Here is a 21,035-nt window from a genome sequence, read left to right on the forward strand (position 1 = left end):
CATGGAATTCGAACTCGATGACGACCTGATCGCGGTCGAGGACCTCGCGTCGCAGGTCTTCGGTTCGCTGGCCAAGGTCGAGCGTGTGGTCGAGGTGGAGCGCAAGGAGGGCGGTTTCGACGCCACCCTGTGGCAGGCACTCGCCGACGCCGGGATCCTCGGACTCGCTCTGCCCGAGTCCGTCGGCGGCGCCGGCATGGGCATGCTCGGGCTCACGACGATCCTGCAGCAGCAGGGCCGCCGCGTCGCACCCGTTCCCGTGTGGTCCACCGTGGCCGGTGCGGCTCTTCCGCTCGCACAGTTCGGCACGGAAACCCAGGTCGAGCGTTACGTTCCGAAGCTCATCGACGGGTCGGTCGTCCTGACCGGCGCATTCGACGACACCCCCGGCGCGAGCCCCACGGTGACAGCGATCCGCAAGGGCGACGATCTCGTCATCAGCGGTGAGATTCCGTCCGTTCCGTGGGCTCCCATCATCGCCGGCGTCGTCGTCCCGGTCCGCTGCGACGACGACTCGGTCGCCGTGGTGGTCGCACCGGTGGACGCGACCGGCGTCGAGGCCGTCCCGGTCGCCGTGACCGGACGTGGCGCCGAAGCCGCGGTGCGCTTCACGGACGTGCACATCGGAGCCGAGGACGTCCTGCCCGGTGACGGTGAGGAGATCGCGACCTGGACCCGTCGTCGTATCCGCATCGCTCTGGCAGCCGTTCAGCTCGGGGTGTGCGAGGAGACGCTGCGGGCAACGGCGAAGTACACGTCCGCGCGCGTACAGTTCGGCCGCCCGCTGTCGACGAATCAGGCTGTCGCATTGCGCGCGGCCGATGCCTACCTCGACACCGAAGCGATCCGACTCACGGTGCGGAAGGCCGCGTGGTTGATCGACGTCGGACGCGAGGACGAAGCCGACTCCGCGGCCCTGGTCGCCAAGTGGTGGGCGTCCCGCGGCGGTGTGCGGGTGGGCTTGACCGGCCAGCACCTGCACGGCGGCATCGGCGCCGACATCGACTACCCCATCCACCGCTACTTCCTGTGGGGCCGGCAGCTTGCGTTCACCTTCGGCGGCGCCGACGCGACGGCAGCTGCCCTCGGGGACGTCCTGGACACCGCACCCCCGATCGGTGCGGCCGGATAGTCTTCTCGCACCGATGACGTGAGTCCTTCTCCGCAGACCGCGGAGGGGGACTCGCGTCGTTTCCGGTGCCCTACTCCGACAGGTGCGCGAGCAGCAGGTCGCAGCTCCTCCGCACATCGGCCTCGGTCTCCTCGAGGGTCGCTCCGCCGTTGAGATAGGTCACCAGCAGTCCGGACCACAACATCGACAGCAGCCGCACGGCGTTGCGATCCTCCTCTGTCGGCTCGTCGAGGCCTGCCCTCTCGAACAGGATTCGGTGGAACGTCCGCCTCACCTCGGTGGAGTCCGGAACCACCGAGGCCGGGGCGGTGCTGTTGGACAGCAACATCGCGGAGGCCAGGCGTGGTCGGTCGACGAACCGGCGGGTCATCTCGACGAGCGTCTCGGTGATCGCCTCGCGCGCGCTCGTCCCCGGTTTCCGTTCGGGCAACCGGTCGGCGCCGAGCTCGAGCCGGTGGAGCAGCAACGCCACGAACAGGTGCGTCTTCGACGGAAAGTACCGGTACAGGGTGCCGATCGCGACCTCGGCGTTCTTCGCCACCTCGGTCATCTGCACGCGGGCCAATTCGTGCTCGGACCCCAGCCGCGCTGCAGCCTCGAGGATCCGCACATGGCGTCGCCGTTGTTCGACCGAGGTCGGCTCGGCTCCGTCCCGCGCCTTACCGATTCTGGGCACCGGTCCCCCTTTCCACGATGACGACCCGTCGATTCTGCACCGAACCGCCCGGCAGATTGTCGCATCGCGGATCGTCCACGGTCCCGAACGGTGGGAGCACGGGCACCGGACGTCGTGCTGGGACGGCATCGGATCCGAGCGTCCACTGAGCGAGAAGCCGGTCCGTCCCGACTTTCTCGGGCCGTAACGTCGGAGTCGGAGAAGGACGGTCGGAGTCGACCTCCACGATCGAATCGGAGTGAGCCACATGCAGACCCGGATACCGACCCGCGACACCGACCACAGGATCGAACTGCCGGGCCCCGACGAGATGCGACGTGCCATGGGACGGTTCGCGAGCGGCGTCACCGTCGTGACCGGTCTCGACGAGGACGGGCCCACCGGCTTCGCATGCCAGTCGTTCGCGTCGGTCTCGCTCGAACCGCCCCTCGTGTTGTTCTGCGCGGATCACCGCGGGCGCGCGTGGCCGCGGATCCGCCGCGTCGGCCGGTTCACCGTCAACGTGCTCGGTGCCGACCAGAGTGATCTGTGCGCGCGTTTCGGGTCGAGCCGCGGTCCGAAGTTCGACGGTCTCCACTGGGAATTGTCCCGCTGGGACACTCCGTCGCTGCCGGATGTCCTGCTGCGGGTGCACGCATCGGTGGAGGACGTGCACGTCGCGGGTGATCACGACGTCGTCATCGGCCGGGTCGCCGAACTGGAGTGCGTCGGCGACCGGAGTCCGATGGTGTTCTACCGCGGGGCGTTCGGGCTCGACGCGCGGTAACTCCGCGGATACTTCCTCCGTCCGCCGCTACCGACGGGCGGAGGAAGTCGTCGTCACACCCTCACGGAGGGCGTCGCGCCGGCGGCAACCTTCGCGAGACGGGCCCGGCGCGACTGCGGACCGGCGACGGTGAGGACAGCCGCGAGAAGCGCGACGCCTGCGCCCGTCAGCAGGACGACCCGGAAGCCGGACTCCGTGGGAATGGTATGACCGGCGAACGGCACGCTCATCTGTGCGAGGACGACACCGACGACGGCGGAAGCGGAGGACGTGCCGACCGACCGCATGAGACTGTTCACGCTTTTGGCGGATGCCGTCTCCGTGGCAGGGACCTCCCCCATGATCAGGGCGGGCATCGCACCGTATGCGAACCCGACTCCCGTTCTGCAGATCGTGGCGACGACTGCCAGGCCCAGGACCGATCCCATCAACAGCAGCCCTGCCGTGTACCCCAGAGCGATGATCAAGCAGCCCACCAGCAGCGTGGTCTTCGGGCCGTGGCCAGCCGAGAGCTTTCCTCCGATGGGAGAGACCGCCATCATCATCAGACCACCCGGTGCCATGCACAGACCCATCATGATCATGGACTGGCCGAGTCCGTGACCGGTCTCTTCCGGCAGCTGCAGGATCTGCGGAAGAATCAGCGACTGGGCGTACATCGCGAAACCCACCACGATCGAAGCACTGTTGGTGAGCAGCACGGGCCGGCGGGCGGTGACGCGCAGATCCACCAACGGATCGCGAACCCCGGCTCGAACGCTTCAACAACGACATCGAACGCTTGACGGGGCATCCGTGGCCGCGCCCCCGGGTCCGCAGTGCATCTTCCCGACGGGTCCGTCGGGGGGATGTGAGCCGGGGGTACCGTGCGAACACGGTTCGGTGGCCGGCCGAGACCACCGGCAGACCGGAACACCCGCGGTACGAGTGATGCCACCGCCGTCGAGACGGCGGTGGCATCACTTCCGGTCACACGTCAACCACGATGCTTTCCGGGGGCAATACCTCCGGCAGGCGTCGTCGACGGCACCAAGGACGGAAGTTCCTCGGTCCTGAGCCGGCGGGGGCGTTCCGTCATCACGGTGGGCTGGACCGTGTGCACCTCGCTGAGGAGAGCGGCCGGGAAGTAGACCGACGCCGTGACACCGGCGTTCGTCTCGGTGTCGAAGGTCGGCCTCAGACGCACGCTCATGCCGTTGCGGGCCGCCAGACGCCCGATCACGAACAATCCCAGTTGACGCGGGGCGTCGACATCGGCATTCTCACCCGCCGCGAGACGGATATTGATCTCCTCCATGGTATCTCGGGGAATACCGATTCCGCGATCGGCGATATCGAGAAGCAGGCCACCCTCCACGGCGGAGGAGAACTCGAACCTGACGGGAGTGGTGGGCGGGGAAGCCCGCAGCGCGTTGTCGACGAGTTCGGCCACCAGATGCACCACGTCGTTCACCACCTTACCGACGAGATATCCGCGCGGGGTGTTCCCGATCTGCACCCGCTGGTAGTTCTCCACCTGGGACACCGCACCGCGGAGCACGTCGCCGAGCGGTGCGGGCCCGCTGCGAGTACGCGGGCGCGTGCCCGCGAGAACCAACAGGGATTCGCCGGTACGCCGCATGCGCGTCGCCAGATGATCGAGAGCGAACATGCTCTGCAACCGGGCGGGATCCTTCTCCTCGTATTCGAGAGATTCGATCAGCGAGAGTTGCTGTTCGACGAGAGTCTTGTTGCGGCGTGCCAGCGTCTCGAGCATCACGTTCACCTGTTTCCTCAGGTGGGCCTGCTCGCCGGCGAGACGCAGCGCCTGCGTGTTCATCGAATCCACCGCTCGGGAGAGTTCGCCGATCTCCTCGTCCGTATCGGTGCCGACGGGAGCGAGACGGACGGTGTCGATGTCGGCCCCGTCCTTGACCGCCGCGATGGCGGCGGGAAGCTCGGTGTTCGCCGCTGCGAGAGTGTTGTCTCGCAGACGTCCCAGGGGCACCGACAGGGAACGGATGACTGCTATCGCGAGGAGCAGGGCGAGTACGAGTGCTGCCGTGACGAAGAGCGCGTCGCGGGTGGCCGCGGTACGTGTCTCGTCCGCCAGTTCTTCGAGCGTCCCGATGATACGCGCGCTGGCGCTGTCGATCCCTTCCGCATAAGACCGGGACGCCGAAAGTACAGCGTTGCGAAGGTCTTCCCCGAATTGCCTGCTCGGCGTGAAGTTCTCGATCAACCTACGGCGCGCTTCGATACCGCCGAGCATCCCGTCGATCTGCCCGGTATCGAGCCCCGATCCTCGAAGGAGCCGCAGCGTCGACTCTTCGGTGTTCATGGCGCCGGTCGCCAGGATCCGGGCGGCTTCGGGGTTGGTGGCCAGCAGCCGGAAGGACTCCATCTGGTCGAGGAGGTTGAGCTGCGCGTCCCACATCAGGAGCAGGTTCGTGGCGTCGACGAGAGCGTCGTGGTTCTCGAACTGATCGAACAGATCTCGGAAGATATCCCTGCACCGCACCAGGAAGTCGGTGGTCATGCGACCGAACTCCTCGGCTCCGAGGGAGGAGTTCATGACCGCGGCGTAGAGCTGGTCGCCCTGCGCGAGCAGCGCATCGAGTTCTACGGCGACATCGGAGCTGAGATCGCTTCCTGCGGCGAGTTCCCTCAGAGTGTCCATGGACTGCGTCACATCGTCCGCGGCCACGCTCTTGGGCGTGAATCCGAGGCTCGTGGCGGCGGTAATGCTGATCACAGCGATGGAGAAGTCGAGCAGCGCCGGCGCGACAACGGTCTGCTCGGACAATGCGGCCGACCGCTGCGCCTCGTCGAGCTGAGTCGTGACGCGCACGGCACCGAGAGCGACAGCGAGGACGAGGGGAATCGACAGCACGGCCGCGAGTCTGTATTTGAGACGCCAGCGACCGATCTGCAGCGCACCTGTTCGGCTCGGCTCCAATTCTCGGATCTCCCTTTCACGGTGAAGAGAACGTGCTTTTCGGACATAAGTTTCATCTTTCCGAAACGTTCTACACCAGATCCTCGTTCGGGCACATACTTCGTCCCGGGCACGGAGACGAATTCCGTGCCGGTCGTCCTCGCCCGAGGACCGGCTCCCTACGAACCGGTCGGCCGAACCGTCGATCGCCGCAGGACGAACACCGCCGTCGAGGGCTGGACCGCACACTTCCGCACCGGAGACGACGAGGAATCCCGGCGGCAGCCCGCCCCCGCCGGCCCCCGACAACCGTGCCCAGTCCTGTGTTCGTTCATCGATGCCCCCTGTTCGCGGCGTCGAACATACACAATGCGTGCGGAGGACGGTGAGGAGGTCCGCCCTTTTCGCCTACGGCGACAACGCTCCTCGCGTGCTCGAATACCCGATCAGGCCGCGCACCCGGCACCGAGGTCCGGTCGCCGACCGCCGGCGCGAATTGCAGAGCCGGCGCACGGCAGGGGTCGCGAACCCGGCATCGCCCCGTGGCACGCTCGCACGACACGAGACGCGGAGCCCTCCTGGACCCGGATCCGGAATGCTCCGCTCATCGCATCCGAGGGGACATCCCGGTGCCACTCACTTCGCCGCCGCACGCATTCCCGCGCGCCGGCCGAAGAAGCTACCGTCACCGAGGGAGATGCCGCTGCAGTAGCCCCACGCCGAGAGGCCGGACGTACAACGGCCCGCCGCATACAGACCGGGAATCGGATCTCCGCCCACGTGAAGAACTTCCGAGTCCACCGAGGTCTGCAGTCCCCCAGGGTGAAACCTTCGGTCATGCCACGCAGATCGATCGCGGCGATCGGCGATCGGAGGGGCCGCACCCACTCCGCCTTCATTCCGAGGACCGGATCCGTCCCCGATTCGGCGTGCCGATTGTAGAGCCCCACCGTCGATCCGAGAGTTCCTGCGGGAAGACCCATTTCGGACTCGAGCTCCGACACCGTCTCACACCCAGGTCGGCTGGTGACGGAGTTGCGGACTCGAAGTTGGTGTGGCCATTCCTTCCTCGTAGGCCTGTTCGTCGATGACCAGGAACGCCTGATTGTCGTTCTGGTACATGGTGAGCTGGCCGGTCCGCCCGGGAGGTTGAAGGCTCCGTGGATCGCGGCACGATGGTCGGGTTCGATACTCGTTGCCGGCGTGTGGAACACCCGCTGGCTGTAGGCGCCGGGGTTGAGCCGAACCTCGATGTGTTCGATATCGTCCGGCCCCCGGCCGTGTTCACGGACGAGCGCGCGCAACGCATCGATGGAGGCACCCGTGTAGCAGCAAGGCCGGGCAGTACTTCACGGCACTGTCGAGTATCCACCACTTCATCTTTCCGTCGACGACCTCCATGAACGAGCATGCGAGGTTGAGCCGCGCGGTCATGTCGTAGCCGACAGCGACGGCACGGAGCAGGCTGTCGCCGGACGCATCGACGCGTTCGGCCTCGGCGCGGGCCGAGGAGACCACGATCGTCGCGAAGTGCGCCGAGTCGAAGAGTGTGTCGTCCGCGTCGAGCGCGTAGGTGATATCGGAGTTGAACGCAGCAGCAACGGCAGCAGGCGCTTTGGTCGAACGGCCGAACACCGTGGCCTCCTCGACCCCACCGAGGCGGTTGATCACCTTGTGTGCCATGCGAGTACGTTCCATGCGTAGGGACGGCCCGCGTCGAGATGCGTGAGGATCCGGCACGATCTGTAATCCACATCACTCTCCCCGAAGCCTGTGACGCACCGCCTTCCGGTCCCGCTCACCGGGAGCCGCCCTCCCGGGTGTACCGAGGCGATCGGACAGGGCCACCGACGCGACGATGCCACGGCGTCGTACGCCGTGGCATCGTCGGAAGGCATCCGGGTGGACGAACTCGATCAGCCCACCGGAGGCGAGAACGCCGCGAGCGGCTCGGAGCCCGACCAGTCGTGACCCCAGTAACTGTCCGCGGTGATTTCTTCTGCGGTGTAGAAGGTTTCGTCGACGAGCATGCCTTCGGTACCGAACTCGAGGTCCCATCCGCCGGGGGCACGCACGTAGAAGGAGACCATCTTGTCGTTGGTGTGCCGGCCCAGGGTCGACGAGATCGAGAAGCCCAACTTGTTCACCCGGTCCAGGGCCTGACCGACCGCGTCGAGCGTCTCGACCTCGAGCATCAGGTGCACGAGGCCGGGTTCGGCGGTGGGGGGAGCCGGGCACAACGCGAGGCTGTGGTGGCGGCGGTTGACGCCCAGGAACCGCACGCGTCGCACGGGCGGCGGTGCCGACAGGCCACCGAGCCGCGTCGCTCCGCGCGGCAGGAACCCGAGTACCTCGGTGTAGAACTCGTAGGACTCCGCGAACGCGGCGGTGGGCAGGACGACGTGGCCGAGTCCCTCCTCACCGGTGTGGAAGACACCGGCGAACGGCGTCACGAGGGGGCTGTGGTCGAGCACCGGACCGAAGAACACCTCGGTGCGGGTGCCGCCCGGATCGTCGAATGCGATGACCTGCTCGGCGTCGCGGTAGGTCGACTCCTCCTCGGAGAGGACCTCGACGGCGATGCCGGCCTTCTCGACCGCTTCGCGCACGCTACGCAGCGCGAACTCGTCGCGCACCTCCCAGCCCACGGCGAGTGCCTTGTCGACCTCACCGGGCAGCACGATCAGGCGTGCCCGCCGCTCGTCGACACGCAGGTACAGGCCGTCGGGTTCCGGGCCGGTACCGATCGCCATGCCGAGTCCGTCGACGACGAGTTCGCGCCATCGTGCGATGTCTGTGGTCTGGATCCTGAGATAACCCAGGCCCCGAATATCCGTCATATCCGAATGTTCCTTCGCCGTAATGGATGTGATGTCAGATCATCGACCGCATCATGCCCTGCGGCTCTTCGCCGAGCTGGGTGAGCGTCGCGGCGTGGAAGATCGAACCGGGGACGTGGATGGCGTGGCTCAGACCGGCGTGGGCGTCGCGCCAGAAGCGCTGCAGCGGATTGCTCAGCTGCAGCGCGCCGCCGCCGGCCCGCGAGAAGATCTCGTCGACGGCGCGCACGGCCCGCCATGCCGCGGCGACCTGGGTCCGGCGTCCGATCGCGCGTTGCTCGAAGGTGACCTCGATGCCCCGCTCGGTCAGATCCCAGAAGCGGTCGACGGTTTCGAGCAGGGCGGCGCGCGACGCGGCGATCTCCGCTGCGGCGTCACCGAGGTTCGACAGCACGTACGGGTCCTGCTTGATCGCGGTGCCGGACACCGTGACCCGCTCGCGCTGGGACTCGATGTAGCAGTTCAGCGCACCCTCGGCGATGCCGATGAGCGACGAGGTGATGCCGAGCGGGAAGATGCACGAGAAGGGGAACTTGTAGAGCGTCTCGTCGCGTCCGGCGTCCTGCCACGCCACCCCGCCCATGACGCGCTCGGCGCGCAGGGTCCGGTACTCGGGGAGGAAGGCGTTCTCGACGATGAGATCCTTCGAACCCGTGCCGCGCAGGCCGACGACGTTCCAGCTGTCGTGGTCGATCCGGTAGTCCGACCGCGGCAGCAACACGTGCAGGCTCTGTGGCGGGTTCAGGCGGTTGCCGTCCTTGTCGCCCACGGCCGCACCGATCATCACCCAGTCGCAGTGGTCGGTGCCCGACGAGAACGACCAGCGGCCGTTGAGGATGTATCCGCCGTCGACGGGGGTCGCCACACCCATCGGTGCGTACGGGGAGGCGATCCAGGTGTCGGGGTTCTCGCCCCACACCTCCTCCTGGGCCTTCGGGTCGAAGAAGGCCATCTCCCACGGGTGGACACCGACGATGCCGCTGACCCAGCCGGTCGCGCCGTCCATGGCTCCGATGGCCATGGCGGTCTCCGCGAACTCGCGCGGGTGCGCCTCGAGGCCCCCGAATTCCTTCGGTTGCAGGAGACGGATGACGCCGGCGTCGCGGAGCCTCTTCGCGCTGCGGTCGGTCAGCCGCATCAGCGTGTCGCCTTCGGCGCCGTCCGCGCGGATCTCGTCTGCGAACTCCGAAACGGAGTCGAGCACCTGTCCCATGATCTCTCCAGCTCTGTGAGGGTGACGCCCCCGATACGGCGTGGTGAGCGTCGGTTCCGTTGACGCCTACGGTCTCAGGTGGACCGCTCCCGTATCGTCGTTTTTCCACTGAGCGGGAGCGGTCGATGGGGCTGAGCGGGAGCGGTCGATGGGGCTGAGCGGGAGCAGGTTACGAGTCCGCGCGGACGGGGCCTACGCGTCGTCGCGGCGAAGGAACGCGAGCACCGCCGACAGCCACGCCTCGCGCGCCTCGATCATCGTCCAGTGGCCGCAGTTGGGGAAGACGTGGAGCTCGCCGCGGCGCAGTTCGCGCATGGGAAGCATCGCCATGTCGACGGGGCTGACACGGTCGTCGCGACCCCAGGTCAGCAGCACCGGCGCGGTGATCTTGTGGAGCTGCGCCCAGTACGGGGTGGCGTCGGAGGCGGCAGCGGCCTTCGCGCCCGCAGCGAAGGCCGCGGTGCTGTACATGCGTCGGGCGATCTCGAGGGTCTTCGGTTCGGTGGCCAGTGCCCACCGCTCCTCGATGAGTTCCTCGGTGACGATCGCGGGGTCGTAGACCATCGACCGCAGCCAACGGACGAGCTTGTCGCGCGTGGGGTCGTCCGTGAACTCCATGAGCAGCCGGATGCCCTCGCCCGGCGACGGCGCGAAGACCGAACGGCCGGCGCCTCCGATGGTGACGAGCTTCTTCACCCGCTCGGGCTGCGCGATCGCGAACTGCGTCCCGACGATGCCGCCCATCGAGTTCCCGATGATCGACACGCGGTCGAAGCCGAGTCCGTCGAGGAAGTCGGTCACCGCGACCGAGGCCATCGCCATCGGGTGTCCTTCGCACGGGTCGCTCACGCCGAAGCCGGGGAACTCCAGGACGAGGCACCGGTAGTGCTCGGCGAGATCGGCGAGCACACCGCGGTAGTTCCGCCAGCCGGTGACGCCCGGTCCGGAGCCGTGGAGCAGCAGGAGTGGTTCACCCTGACCGGCTTCGTGGTAGCGGAGGGTGCCGCGGTCGGTCGCGAGTTCTCTCGCCGTGTTCTCGAAAGTCGATTCCGTCGTCATGACGAGAAGGTTTCCAGTGATCCACCTCACGCGGCTCGAACGTTCCCGATCACCGGGATGTTCCGCCCGCCGCGGGGCGATGCGTGATGTTGCCGGCTCCGGCCGTCAGATCCAGCCGTTCGACTGCGTGGCGAGCATTCGCTCCATGACCTGCGGCGACCACGACGCTCCGGACGTGCGTGCGGCGCGATTGCGTCGAGGGGTGTCGAGTTCGGGATAGAGCGCGCGCGAGATCGTGCGGACCGCATCGGCGACCAGCGGCGCGATGCGTTCGAGGTGGCCGGGGCGGGTGGGACCGCACAGGGAGATCGCGGCGACCGGCGATGCAGGGCTGCGGATCGCGGCGCCCGCACAGGACATACCGGCGGTGGCCTCTCCGGTCTCGAAGGCCAGACCGTGGCGACGGCGGATACGGTTGAGTTCGAGGTGCAGGGTCGACAGATCGGTGATGGTCCGCTCGGTGCGACGCGGCAGTTGCGGGCCGGGGTAGAGGGCATCGACCTGCTCCGGCTCGAGTCCGGCGAGCAGCGCCTTGCCGCCGGCGGTGGCGTAGGCGGGGACACGTCCGCCGACCCGCGACGGCAGTGCCGCGGCGAGCTGGCCGCCGATCTTGTCGAGGTAGACGCAGTCGGGCCCGTCGAGCACGGACAGGTGCGCGACCATCCCGGTGGTCATGTGCAGTTCGTGGAGGAGCGGTGCCGCGGCCTCACGGACGCGGATGTGCCCACTGTCGCCCTCTCCCATGGACTTCGCACGACGGCCGAGGCAATACCCGAACGACGCGTGGTCGATCCAGTCGAGTCGCACCATCTGGTCGAGGATGCGGTGGACCGTCGAGCGCGGAAGCCGGGTGCGGCACGCGACTTCTTCCAGGGTGAGCCGCGACGAGAGATCGTCGAAGGCATCGAGGATGAGGGTCATTCGCTCGACCATCGATGCAGGCAGTTCGCGCTTCGGTGCCTGGGAGACCTGTGTACGTTGCGCCTCGGACATCGCCACCCTTTCTCCGGAATCCGATCACCCACGAAAGCAAGAATTGAAATTGATTCTTGTGAGTGATGCCCAGAGTACAAGGCGAGTGACCTGTCGCACAATTCCCGATCAGCGGACTCGATGCTCCCGCGATCTACGTCCCTCCCCTCGCGCTTCCGCCGGAACGTCTCACTGAGCAGGAGGTCCCTGTCCCGCGGACCGGGCGGTGGGTACAACCTCGGATGTGGGCCGAACCCGCCTGCACCCGTCGCCCGCACGAGCCGAAAGAGTCGAGACCACGATGCCGGATACCGAGTCCCCCCTCTTCCGTCCCCTGACGGTCCGTTCCCTCGAGCTCCGCAACCGCATCGTGATGTCGCCGATGACCCGCTCGCACTCGCCGGGTGGCGTGCCCGGCCCGGATGTCGTGGAGTACTACCGGCGACGCGCCGCGGGCGGCACCGCCCTGATCCTCACCGAGGGCGTCGCGATCGATCACCCGACAGCAGTCGACAATCCCCGCGTGCCACACATGCACGGCGAAGAAGCCCTCGACGGCTGGCGTCGCGTCGTCGACGCGGTTCACGCCGAGGGTGGACGCATCGTCCCCCAGCTCTGGCACGTCGGCCCCCTCTGGGGCGCGATGACCGCAGATGTCGACCCCGACCTCGTCCCCATGCGGCCGTCGGGAGTCTGGGGCGAGCTCGGCGTGACGTCCTACGGCGAGGACTACATCTCCCGGGCCTCAGCGCCCACGCGGGCCATGACCGTGGAGGACATCGAGCAGGTCGTCGCGGCCTATACCGACGCGGCGGCCGCCGCTGCCCGAGTCGGATTCGACGGCATCGCACTGCACGGTGGGCACGGCTATCTGCTCGACGCGTTCCTCTGGGAGGGAACGAATCTCCGCGACGACGAATGGGGCGGCGACCTCGAGCGCCGCACCCGTTTCCCCGCCGCGGTGGTCGCCGCCATCCGCGCGCGCATCGGCGACGACCTGCCGATTTTCTACCGGTTCTCGCAGCACAAGCAACAGAACTACGAAGCCCGGATCGCCCACACCCCGGACGAACTGAAAGCCGTCCTCACCCCATTGAAGGAAGCCGGCGTCGACGTCTTCGACGCGAGCATCCGCCGCTTCGACATGCCGGCCTTCGAAGACAGCGACCTGACACTCGCAGGCTGGGCCAAGAAGGTCACCGGCGCACATTCGATGGCCGTAGGCAGCGTCGGAATCGCAACGACGTTGCGGGAGAGCCGCCTCCAGGGCAGCGCACCTGTGCGCAACAACGTTCCCGAACTCGAACGACGCCTGGGCGACGACGAGTTCGATCTGATCGCCATCGGTCGGCTCCATCTCGCCGACCCGTCGCTCGCGACGACCCTTCGCAACGGCGCGGAACTGCCCGAGTTCGACCGCGCAGTACACGAGGCCGCGCTCATCTGACGCACCGAAATCGTTCTCGCTCAGCGAGATAGAACAGCGTGCCAGCCCTCACCTGCGATACCAAGTGATCCGAGCCACTCCCATTCGTGGGGCAGGAAACACGGCCCGCGATCGGGCCGCCGAGAGTCTGGAATGCGCTTTGACGTCCTACGCCAATGACCTCTCCCAGCCGGAATCCGCAACGCCGAAGGGGCGGAGCCGGTTCGACCGGCAGCAGCCGGTATGGGTGATCGTGTCGGTCCTGATCGCCGTCGAGATCATCAGTGCGTTCGAAACATCGATGATGTTCGCCGCGATCCCGACGTTGATCGTCGAATTCGACAGCAACGCATCGACGGTCGGATGGGCGGTGACGGCCTTCCTCCTCGTCTCGGCCGCCTCGGCCGCCGTGTGCGGCCGGCTCGGCGACATGTACGGCCGGGAACGGATCCTGATGGTCCTGCTCGCCGTCGCGGCGCTCGGCTCGATGGTCAGCGCCCTCGGTGACAGCCTCACCAGCATCATCATCGGCCGCGCGATCCAAGGTGTGGCCGGTGCGATCCTGCCGCTGTGCATCGGGCTGGCGCGCGAGCATCTTCCCGCTTCCCGCGTTCCCGTTGCCGTCGCACTGATCTCCGGCTCGGCGGTCGCCGCCGGTTCGGCGTCGCTGCTCGTCGCCGGTCTGCTGATCGACAACGCCAGCTGGCACATGATCTTCGTCGTCGCCGCCGTGTACGCGATCTTCGCCCTGCTGCTCGTCTGGTTCGTCCTCCCGTGGCGCCGGCCCACCGGGACCTCCGAGAAGATCGACTACATTGGTGCGGTCACCTTCGCCGGCGCGGTCGCCGCGATCCTGCTCGGCGTCAACAAGTCCCAGTCATGGGGCTGGTCGGACCCGCCGACCCTCGGTCTCATCCTGGGCGGGGCCGTCGCTCTGGTCCTGCTCGTGCGGTGGGAACTGCGCACACCCTCCCCCATCATCAACGTGCGCCTGTTCGCCGACCGCAAATTCTCGCTCACGATGCTGGCCACCGTCGCGATCGCGGTGGGACCGCTGGGCGTGGTCACCATGATCATTCCGATCATCATGCAGACGCCGTCCACCGGCGACTTCGGCCTGGGCCTGAGCGCGACGCACGCGGGTTGGCTCTCGTTCATCGGCTCCCTGTTCGGATTCGTCTGCACTCCGCTGAGCGGCCGGATCTCCGCCGCGGTGGGTTCACGCGCGTCGATGCTGCTCGGTACCGCCCTGTTCATCGTCGGCGTCGTCGTCATGCTCACCGCGCACCACTCCGTGGTGGCCATGACCGCGATGGTCGTCGTGGTGTCGGTCGCGACCGCCTTCGCCTACACGGCGATTCCGAACCTGATCGTCGAGTCCGTGCCCGAGCACAACACCAGCGAGACGACCGGCACGAACGCCGTGCTGCGTACCGCGGGTCAGGGTGTCGGAACGTCGATCGCGACCATGCTGCTCGCGTTCGCTGCGACCCCACTCGCGGGAATCAACATGGTCGGCGGCATGCTCATCGCGCTCTCCGTGGTGACCATCGGGATCACCTTGCTGATCCCACGCAGCGTGCGCACCGCCTGATCCGAACGCCCGTCTCCTCCCGTGTCCCGATTACCGGGAGGAGACGGGCGTCGGCGTCCGTCGGCGTTCTACGGTGATCCGATCGAGAAGTATTCGTATCGAAGGGAACCACTGCGATGACAGCCGTTGAGACACCGGTCGGTTCACGCTCCGTCGTACTGACCGTCGGTGCAGTCGTCCAGGAAACCGCCGACGCCGTTTCGCTGGTTTTCGACGTGCCAGAAGAGCGCCGCGCGGGCTTCGCCTACAAACCGGGACAGTTCCTCACCCTGCGCATCCCGAGCGATCGGACCGGTTCCGTGGCACGGTGCTACTCGCTCGCGAGCTCCCCCCACACCGGCGAGCCTCTCAAGGTCACCGTCAAGCGCACCGCCGACGGATACGGATCGAACTGGCTGTGCGACAACATCACTGCAGGGCAAACCCTCGAGGTGCTGCCCCCGGCGGGCGTGTTCACTCCGGTCGATCTCACCGAGAAACTCGCACTGTTCGCCGGAGGCAGCGGTATCACGCCGGTGTTGTCCATCCTCGAGTCGGCTCTCCACAGCGGCAATCGCAACGTGGTGCTCGTCTACGGCAACCGCGACGAGAAGTCCGTCATCTTCGCCGAGAGGCTGCGCGAACTCGCCGCCCGGCACGCCACTGCCCTCACCGTCGTGCACTGGCTCGAGAGCGTGCAGGGCCTGCCGACGCCGCAGCAGCTCGCGACCCTGGTCTCTACCTTCGCCGATCACCGCGCGTACATGTGCGGACCCGGGCCGTTCATGGATACCGTCCGCGAAGGCCTGCTGCTGGCCGGCGTCCCGAAGGACCGCATCCACGCCGAGGTCTTCACCTCCCTGTCCGGCGATCCGTTCGCCGACGTACCTGCCGTCGAGATCGACGAGTCGGACACCGACGCCGCCTCCGTGACGGTGCAGCTCGACGGCGAGGAACACGACCTCGTCTGGCCGCGCAGCGCGACTCTCGTGGACATCATGCTCTCGAAGGGCCTGGACGTGCCCTACTCGTGCCGGGAAGGCGAGTGCGGGTCGTGCGCGTGCACCGTCGTCGAAGGCGACGTCGACACCCCGCCGTCCGCGATCCTCGACGAGGAGGACGTCGCCAAGGGATACGTCCTCGCGTGCCAGGCCAAGCCGAAAAGCAAGCACGTGCGCATCGACTTCTGACCCCCGACAATGAAGCGTCCCCGGCTGCCGTTCCGCAGCCGGGGACGAGTCGTAGAGGAAGCGGCAGAGCTCAGCGGTTCAGGAGCGCTCGCATCGCGGCAGCCGCGCCTCGGACGAGCTTGCCGCGCGGGAATCCGCTGCGCTTGACCGCAGCCTCGTAGTTGCCGCCGGCGACCCACACGGGACCGTCCTGGAGGCGTTCGAGACCTTCACGCGCAACGTCTTCCGGCTCGGCGACGAGCATCCCCGGGATGTCGAAGTTCAGGCCCGCGCGCACCATCGCCGGGGTGCGGGTGACACCGAGTACCAGTTCGACCACGTGCACGCCGTGCGGTGCGAGCTCGAGCCACAGACTTTCGGCGAAGACGCGGCTGAACGCCTTCGAGGCCGCGTAGATGCTCTGGTGTTCGGCACCCATGTAGCCGGAGAGCGACCCGAGCAGCATGATGCCACCGCGCCCGCGCTCTTTCATCGGTCCACCGAACAGGTGCGACAACTCGATCTGCCGGTGGACGTTGAGTTCGATCACGCCGCGGAACCCATCGAGGTCGCCGGTGACGAACTCGTGGCCGTAGCTGTTCGCGCCGGCGTTGAAGATGAACAGGCCGACCTCGATGTCCTCGGTCGCCTTGCGGATCTCTTCCACGGCATCGTCGTCGAGCAGATCCAGCGCGAGGGTGCGCACCTGCACCCCGTTGCTCCGTGCCTTGTCCGCCGTCTCCTGCAGTGGGCCCGGCTTACGCGCGATGAGCACGAGATCGAAACCCGCGCGGCTCAATTCGTCGGCGAATGCCGCGCCGACGCCTTCGGAGCCACCGGCGATGACGGCCCACGGGCCATAGTACGAGCGGTCGAGATCGAGGGTTTCGGCCATCACTGGTCCTTCGGGAGGTAGTCGGAAGCTGAAGAGGTCACTGCACGATGGGGGCTCGGATCGGAGTGTCGTCGAAGACCTCGATGACCCCGGAAGCAGCCGCCTTGGCGATCGCGGCGTCGAGATGCGAACACGACATCCAGGGCGCGCCGGGTCGCCCGTCGCGCCCGTCGTCGTCCTGCACGACAGGGCAACGACGGCGCGCATCGGTGTTCCACTGGATGGACGTATGCTCCCAGCTGTTCTTCTGGACGAGCACCTGCGCGGCGCATTCGCCGCAGCGCAACGGTTCCATCCGGTTCTGCATGTCTTTGGCTCCTAGCCCGTCGTGGTGGACTGCTGCGCGCCTGCCTGCTCGTCGAGGGCTGCCTTGCGGGCAAGGTTCTCCTCGACCTGCTTCATCCACGCGGCCACCGGGCGAGTGGTGTCCATCTCGAACTCGAAGCGGTCGGTCATCTCCTGCGCAACGTCCTCGACATCGACATAGAACTGCTCGTACCAGCGCCGCAGCTGGTAGACGGGGCCGTCCTCCTCGCACAGGAGCGGGTTGTCGATGCGGGTCTTGTTGCGCCAGATTTCGATGTCCTGCTCGAAGCCCTTCGCGATGAAGTTCCCGAACTGCTGGGCGGTCTGCAGCGCCTCCTCCCCCTCGAGGCGGTCGGACTTCTTGACGATCATGCCGTACATCAGGACGAACTTGTCCTGGGACACCGGGTAGTGGCAGTTGATGAGGACCGACTCGACGTCGTAACCCTCGTACTGGTAAACGAGATCGTCGATCATGAAGGACGGTCCGAAGTAGCTCGCGTCGGAGCGGCTTCCGAGCATCTTCGGCTGTCCGTCCGCGTGCGGACGAGCGTCCATACGAGCCTGACCCCGCATGAACTGGCTGGCCACGTGGCCTTCGAAGACGTTCTTGAAGTAGACCGGGAAGGAGTAGTGCACGTAGAAGAAGTGCGCCATGTCGACGATGTTGTCGATGATCTCGCGGCAGTTCGTATCGACCTCGGTGGTGTACCAGACCCAGTCGGTCCACTCGTCGCTCGTGGCGCCCTCGATGTGCGGGATGGTCACGTCCGCGGGCGGCGGGTTCCGCTGGGGGTCGTGCCACACGAAGAGCATGCCGTCCTGGTCGAGAGTGTGCCACGCGCGGGTCTTGGCGATCGGAGGAACACGCCGCGCGTACGGGATGTTCTTGCAGCGCCCGTTGCCGCCCCAGCGCCAGTCGTGGAACGGACACGCGATCTCGTCGCCCTTGACCGTGCCCTGGCTGAGATCCCCACCCATGTGCCGGCAGTACGCGTCGAGGATCTTGATCTCGTCGTTGCTGTCGGCCCACACCACGAGCTTGGTCCCGAATGCCTCGATCGAGTGCGGCTTGCCGTCCTTGAAGTCCTTCGACAGGCCGAGGCAGTGCCAGCCCCGGGCGAAGCGGGCGGGAGCCGACCCGGCGACGATCTCGCGGATCTCGGATTGTTCGGAAGTGCCGATGCTCACGGTCGTCCGTCCTTTCGGGAGGGAAGCGTTGAGGAGGTCAGGCGGCGGAGTCCGCTGGAGCATTCCGTCGCGATACGACCGAAACGCTAGGTGATCGGTATCACCCCTGATGAGGCCATCTCACTGGTCGAGACCTTCCGATGTCGTGAGACCGGGCCGGACCGCGATCATGCGACCGGCGCAGGTTCGGGGGTCGGCAACAGGGCCGCCCGGCCGTTGGCCACGAACTCCCGCTCGATGCGTGTGCGTTCCGCGTCGCCGAGCAGGACGTACTCGGAGGTCCGTCGGACACGCACGTAGACCGTGTCTGGGGTGTTCCACGCGACCGCCCGCAGCGGGGCTTTGTTCACCTTGTTGCTGCCCGTCAGCGGGATCTGCGCGGTGACGCGCACGAATCGCGGCCACCACTTGTCTCCCATGTCGGGCTGCTCGGCGAGGGTCGCCCCGAACACCGCCGGGTCGAACTCCGCGCCGGGCTCGAGTTCGACGGCGCACATGACCTGATCCCCGGTCGTGGGATCGGGCACGGCGAAGACCGGGGCGGACAGGATGCCCGGCACCCGCAGGATGATGCGCTCGACGGGAGTGGCGGAGAAGTTCTCGCTGTCGACGCGAAGCCAGTCGGAGGATCTTCCGGCGAAGTAGAAGAAGCCGTTCTCGTCGCGGTACCCGAGGTCCCCCGACCAGAAGTCGTCGCCCTTGACCCGATCGGCCATCGCCTCGGGATTCTTGTAGTAGCCCTCGAAGGTGTGGGCGGCACCGCACGCGACGATCTGTCCGACGGCGTCACTGTTGAGGAGGCGACCGGTCTCGTCGAAACGGGCGCGGGGGCACTCCTGCCCGGTGTCCTCGTCGAAGATCCGGACATCGACGCCTCCGACGGCGACCCCGAGCGATCCGGTCGGGGTGTCGGGGGTGCGGTTGATGCGGAAGACGCCTTCGCTCATCCCGTAGCCTTCGACGACCGTGCAGCCGAAGCGTTCGGAAAAGCGGGCCACGTCGGCTTCGGATGCCTCGGTGCCGAACGCGAGTTCGAGGGTGCTCGCGCGGTCGCGGGGGTCTTCCGGCCGGCTGAGGATGTACGACAGGGCCCGGCCCACGTAGTTGACGAAAGTGGCGCCGTAGCGGTGGATGTCGTCGGAGAACCGGCTCGCGGAGAACCTCCGGATCATGCAGACGGTCGCGCCGGCCCGCATGGCCGTGCCGAGGTTGAGCATGAGTGCGTTTCCGTGGAAGAGCGGCATGCACAGATAGGCGACCGAATCCTCGCGCATGCCAACACGTTCGGTGAGCGGACCGAGGAGGCGCGCGAGCCGGCCCTGGCCGACGATCACGGCCTTCGGAGCGCCGGTCGAACCGGAACTGAACAGCAACAATGCGATGTCGTCGGTGGACGGGATCGTCTCCGGCAGATCCGCACCGCGGAACGGCGCGAGGAACTCCGCGTAGCGATCGTCGTCGATATCGAGGATGCGGTCGGCCGTCAGTCCGTGGCCGGTGTCCTCGAGCAGATGGGCGAGGCGGGATTCGGTGACGACGAGGTCGATGTCCGCGTGCGCGATGTCGCGGGCGATCTCGGGGCCGCTGCGGCTGGCGTTGATGCCCACGACGGCTGCTCCGGCCAGGGCACCGGCGCCGATCCAGAAGACGAAGTCCGGGACGTTCTCGAGCAGCACCCCGATGTGGCGCTGCCGATCTGCGGGAGCAGGCACGGTCGCGACGATCGCGGCGGCACGATCGGCGCTTTCCTGAACCACCTCGCCCCAGGTCCACTGCTGGTCCTCGAAACGCAACCCCACCTTCGGGTCACCGTGACGAGCGCGCACTACTTCTGCGAACGTGTCCAAGTCTTTCCTCCAGACGGTTGTGGCGATCAAGCGAAAACGGCGCGACCGCCGGACAGGACGGCGCCGGTCTCCGTGACGACGTCGAACCGAACATCCGCTGCGTCACCCCAGGCGCGGACCTGTGCCGCATCGCCGGGGAAGACGGGGGCCGCGAAGCGCCCGAACAGCGTCTTCAGGTCGGCGGGGTGCCCTCCGAGCATGTCGGCCAGAGGCAGGGTCGCGGCCGCCAGCGTGCACAGGCCGTGCAGGATGGGGCGGGGTTGTCCGATGCGCGCCGCAGCCTCGGGATCGATGTGGATGTGGTGCCGGTCGCCGGTCAGCCGGTAAAGCGCCGCCTGGTCGGCGCGTGTGGCGAGCGTGCCGACCACGTCGGCATCCCCCTCCGGCGCGGACGGCGCCGACGGTCCGCGCTCGCCGCCGAAACCTCCCGCTCCCGGTGCGAACAACGACCACGTCGCGATGAAGAACTCGCTCTCGACGACGACCTCGAACACCGCTGCCCGGCCCTTGTCCCAGACCTCACCGACGCGCGCCGACATCGCGATCTCCCCGGAGCGTGGCAACGGTGCGAGCACCTCGAGGCTCTGGGAACCGTGGAGCGCGGTGGCAGTGTCGAAGGCACCGAGCGCACCGAGCGCATCCGGTGCCCACTGGGCCAGCGTCAGGGCGAACGTCGGCAACACCCGCAGCCGGTCCTCGAACACGAGATCGAGGTCCGCCGCGCCGGCGCCCACCGCGAGCGCGTACAGGATCGCGTCCCGCTCGTCGTAGCGGATCGTGCGGGCACCCAGGTCGTGGCCTCGCCACTGCGCGGGCGTCGGCGTCGTTGCGGTCATTCGTCTTCGGTCCTTTCTCACAGGGGCGCCGGGCGGCGGCCCGACGGAGACAGGACCTCGCTTTTCCACAGACGCCCAGGTCACAGGCTAGGGAGAGCGATGGTGACCGTCACCGCCCGTCCCACTCACCGGTACATTCGAAGTCGGGGTGACCCGTCGTGAGATTCTGGCGGTACGCACTCGATGGAGGAGGGGACGTCCGTGAAGCGTGCAGGGG

17 protein-coding genes and 2 pseudogenes are annotated in these 21,035 nt (G+C 67.3%); 5 read left to right on the forward strand and 14 right to left on the reverse strand.

Going from position 1 to position 21,035, the window contains the following annotated elements; translation table 11 throughout:
• Position 1 precedes the first annotated feature (1 nt).
• Positions 2-1,132 carry an acyl-CoA dehydrogenase family protein gene (locus tag M3330_RS08885; RefSeq protein WP_039585801.1) on the forward strand — a complete coding sequence of 377 codons (1,131 nt, stop codon included), beginning with the start codon at positions 2-4 and terminating at the stop codon, positions 1,130-1,132.
• A gap of 70 nt (positions 1,133-1,202) precedes the next feature.
• Here M3330_RS08885 and M3330_RS08890 read toward each other — a convergent pair whose 3' ends face one another.
• On the reverse strand, positions 1,203-1,808 hold the full coding sequence (locus M3330_RS08890; protein ID WP_039585798.1) for a TetR family transcriptional regulator: 606 nt from the start codon (positions 1,806-1,808) through the stop codon (positions 1,203-1,205).
• Positions 1,809-2,055: 247 nt separating this feature from the next.
• Here M3330_RS08890 and M3330_RS08895 point away from each other — a divergent pair, with 247 nt between their 5' ends.
• On the forward strand, positions 2,056-2,574 hold the full coding sequence (locus M3330_RS08895; RefSeq protein ID WP_006551933.1) for a flavin reductase family protein: 519 nt from the start codon (positions 2,056-2,058) through the stop codon (positions 2,572-2,574).
• A 53-nt stretch (positions 2,575-2,627) separates the two neighbouring features.
• Here M3330_RS08895 and M3330_RS08900 read toward each other — a convergent pair.
• The 8 genes and pseudogenes from M3330_RS08900 to M3330_RS08935 all read right to left on the reverse strand — a co-directional run.
• Positions 2,628-3,314, reverse strand: a pseudogene (locus tag M3330_RS08900) (MFS transporter); the annotation flags it as partial.
• Between the two features lie 236 nt (positions 3,315-3,550).
• Positions 3,551-5,446, reverse strand: coding sequence for an ATP-binding protein (locus M3330_RS08905; protein WP_230809649.1), 1,896 nt, complete (start codon positions 5,444-5,446; stop codon positions 3,551-3,553).
• A gap of 681 nt (positions 5,447-6,127) precedes the next feature.
• Positions 6,128-6,637: pseudogene (locus M3330_RS08910) on the reverse strand (FAD-binding protein); the annotation flags it as partial.
• Between the two features lie 138 nt (positions 6,638-6,775).
• Positions 6,776-7,174, reverse strand: coding sequence for an MmgE/PrpD family protein (locus M3330_RS08915; protein WP_006551937.1), 399 nt, complete (start codon positions 7,172-7,174; stop codon positions 6,776-6,778).
• A 233-nt stretch (positions 7,175-7,407) separates the two neighbouring features.
• Complete coding sequence (locus M3330_RS08920; protein ID WP_019290121.1) at positions 7,408-8,331, reverse strand: VOC family protein; 924 nt, start codon at positions 8,329-8,331, stop codon at positions 7,408-7,410.
• A 34-nt stretch (positions 8,332-8,365) separates the two neighbouring features.
• Positions 8,366-9,544, reverse strand: coding sequence for an acyl-CoA dehydrogenase family protein (locus M3330_RS08925; protein ID WP_006551939.1), 1,179 nt, complete (start codon positions 9,542-9,544; stop codon positions 8,366-8,368).
• A gap of 192 nt (positions 9,545-9,736) precedes the next feature.
• Positions 9,737-10,603: an alpha/beta fold hydrolase gene (locus tag M3330_RS08930; RefSeq protein WP_247848458.1), complete on the reverse strand. Its 867-nt coding sequence runs from the start codon at positions 10,601-10,603 to the stop codon at positions 9,737-9,739.
• A 105-nt stretch (positions 10,604-10,708) separates the two neighbouring features.
• A complete protein-coding gene (locus M3330_RS08935; RefSeq protein WP_039958031.1) occupies positions 10,709-11,596 on the reverse strand; it encodes an IclR family transcriptional regulator in 888 nt (295 codons plus the stop codon).
• 280 nt (positions 11,597-11,876) lie between these two features.
• Here M3330_RS08935 and M3330_RS08940 point away from each other — a divergent pair, with 280 nt between their 5' ends.
• From M3330_RS08940 to M3330_RS08950, 3 genes are all read left to right on the forward strand, one after another.
• A complete protein-coding gene (locus tag M3330_RS08940) occupies positions 11,877-13,022 on the forward strand; it encodes a 12-oxophytodienoate reductase (protein ID WP_019290124.1) in 1,146 nt (381 codons plus the stop codon).
• Positions 13,023-13,248: 226 nt separating this feature from the next.
• Positions 13,249-14,595 (forward strand): MFS transporter, encoded by a 1,347-nt coding sequence (locus M3330_RS08945; RefSeq protein WP_219130426.1) that lies wholly within the window; start codon positions 13,249-13,251, stop codon positions 14,593-14,595.
• 116 nt (positions 14,596-14,711) lie between these two features.
• On the forward strand, positions 14,712-15,764 hold the full coding sequence (locus M3330_RS08950; RefSeq protein ID WP_255028540.1) for a ferredoxin--NADP reductase: 1,053 nt from the start codon (positions 14,712-14,714) through the stop codon (positions 15,762-15,764).
• A gap of 70 nt (positions 15,765-15,834) precedes the next feature.
• Here the strand turns inward: M3330_RS08950 and M3330_RS08955 are convergent, their stop codons facing one another.
• From M3330_RS08955 to M3330_RS08975, 5 genes are all read right to left on the reverse strand, one after another.
• Positions 15,835-16,638 (reverse strand): SDR family oxidoreductase, encoded by an 804-nt coding sequence (locus M3330_RS08955; RefSeq protein WP_255028541.1) that lies wholly within the window; start codon positions 16,636-16,638, stop codon positions 15,835-15,837.
• A 37-nt stretch (positions 16,639-16,675) separates the two neighbouring features.
• Complete coding sequence (locus M3330_RS08960; protein WP_006551945.1) at positions 16,676-16,945, reverse strand: hypothetical protein; 270 nt, start codon at positions 16,943-16,945, stop codon at positions 16,676-16,678.
• Positions 16,946-16,956: 11 nt separating this feature from the next.
• On the reverse strand, positions 16,957-18,135 hold the full coding sequence (locus tag M3330_RS08965) for a Rieske 2Fe-2S domain-containing protein (RefSeq protein WP_255028542.1): 1,179 nt from the start codon (positions 18,133-18,135) through the stop codon (positions 16,957-16,959).
• Between the two features lie 167 nt (positions 18,136-18,302).
• A complete protein-coding gene (locus tag M3330_RS08970) occupies positions 18,303-19,982 on the reverse strand; it encodes an AMP-binding protein (protein ID WP_255028543.1) in 1,680 nt (559 codons plus the stop codon).
• A 26-nt stretch (positions 19,983-20,008) separates the two neighbouring features.
• Positions 20,009-20,818, reverse strand: a complete 810-nt coding sequence (locus tag M3330_RS08975; RefSeq protein ID WP_024102911.1) for a MaoC/PaaZ C-terminal domain-containing protein — start codon at positions 20,816-20,818, stop codon at positions 20,009-20,011.
• Positions 20,819-21,035: the final 217 nt, after the last annotated feature.

This window comes from Rhodococcus sp. GA1 (assembly GCF_024321955.1).
GTDB lineage: Bacteria > Actinomycetota > Actinomycetes > Mycobacteriales > Mycobacteriaceae > Rhodococcus > Rhodococcus pyridinivorans.

Coding starts and splice junctions, on each gene's coding strand:
- M3330_RS08885 (WP_039585801.1), top strand. CDS start 2: ATGGAATTCGAACTCGATGACGACCTGATCGCGGTCGAGGACCTCGCG.
- M3330_RS08895 (WP_006551933.1), top strand. CDS start 2,056: ATGCAGACCCGGATACCGACCCGCGACACCGACCACAGGATCGAACTG.
- M3330_RS08915 (WP_006551937.1), bottom strand. CDS start 7,174: ATGGCACACAAGGTGATCAACCGCCTCGGTGGGGTCGAGGAGGCCACG.
- M3330_RS08920 (WP_019290121.1), bottom strand. CDS start 8,331: ATGACGGATATTCGGGGCCTGGGTTATCTCAGGATCCAGACCACAGAC.
- M3330_RS08925 (WP_006551939.1), bottom strand. CDS start 9,544: ATGGGACAGGTGCTCGACTCCGTTTCGGAGTTCGCAGACGAGATCCGC.
- M3330_RS08930 (WP_247848458.1), bottom strand. CDS start 10,603: ATGACGACGGAATCGACTTTCGAGAACACGGCGAGAGAACTCGCGACC.
- M3330_RS08935 (WP_039958031.1), bottom strand. CDS start 11,596: ATGTCCGAGGCGCAACGTACACAGGTCTCCCAGGCACCGAAGCGCGAA.
- M3330_RS08940 (WP_019290124.1), top strand. CDS start 11,877: ATGCCGGATACCGAGTCCCCCCTCTTCCGTCCCCTGACGGTCCGTTCC.
- M3330_RS08950 (WP_255028540.1), top strand. CDS start 14,712: ATGACAGCCGTTGAGACACCGGTCGGTTCACGCTCCGTCGTACTGACC.
- M3330_RS08955 (WP_255028541.1), bottom strand. CDS start 16,638: ATGGCCGAAACCCTCGATCTCGACCGCTCGTACTATGGCCCGTGGGCC.
- M3330_RS08960 (WP_006551945.1), bottom strand. CDS start 16,945: ATGCAGAACCGGATGGAACCGTTGCGCTGCGGCGAATGCGCCGCGCAG.
- M3330_RS08975 (WP_024102911.1), bottom strand. CDS start 20,818: ATGACCGCAACGACGCCGACGCCCGCGCAGTGGCGAGGCCACGACCTG.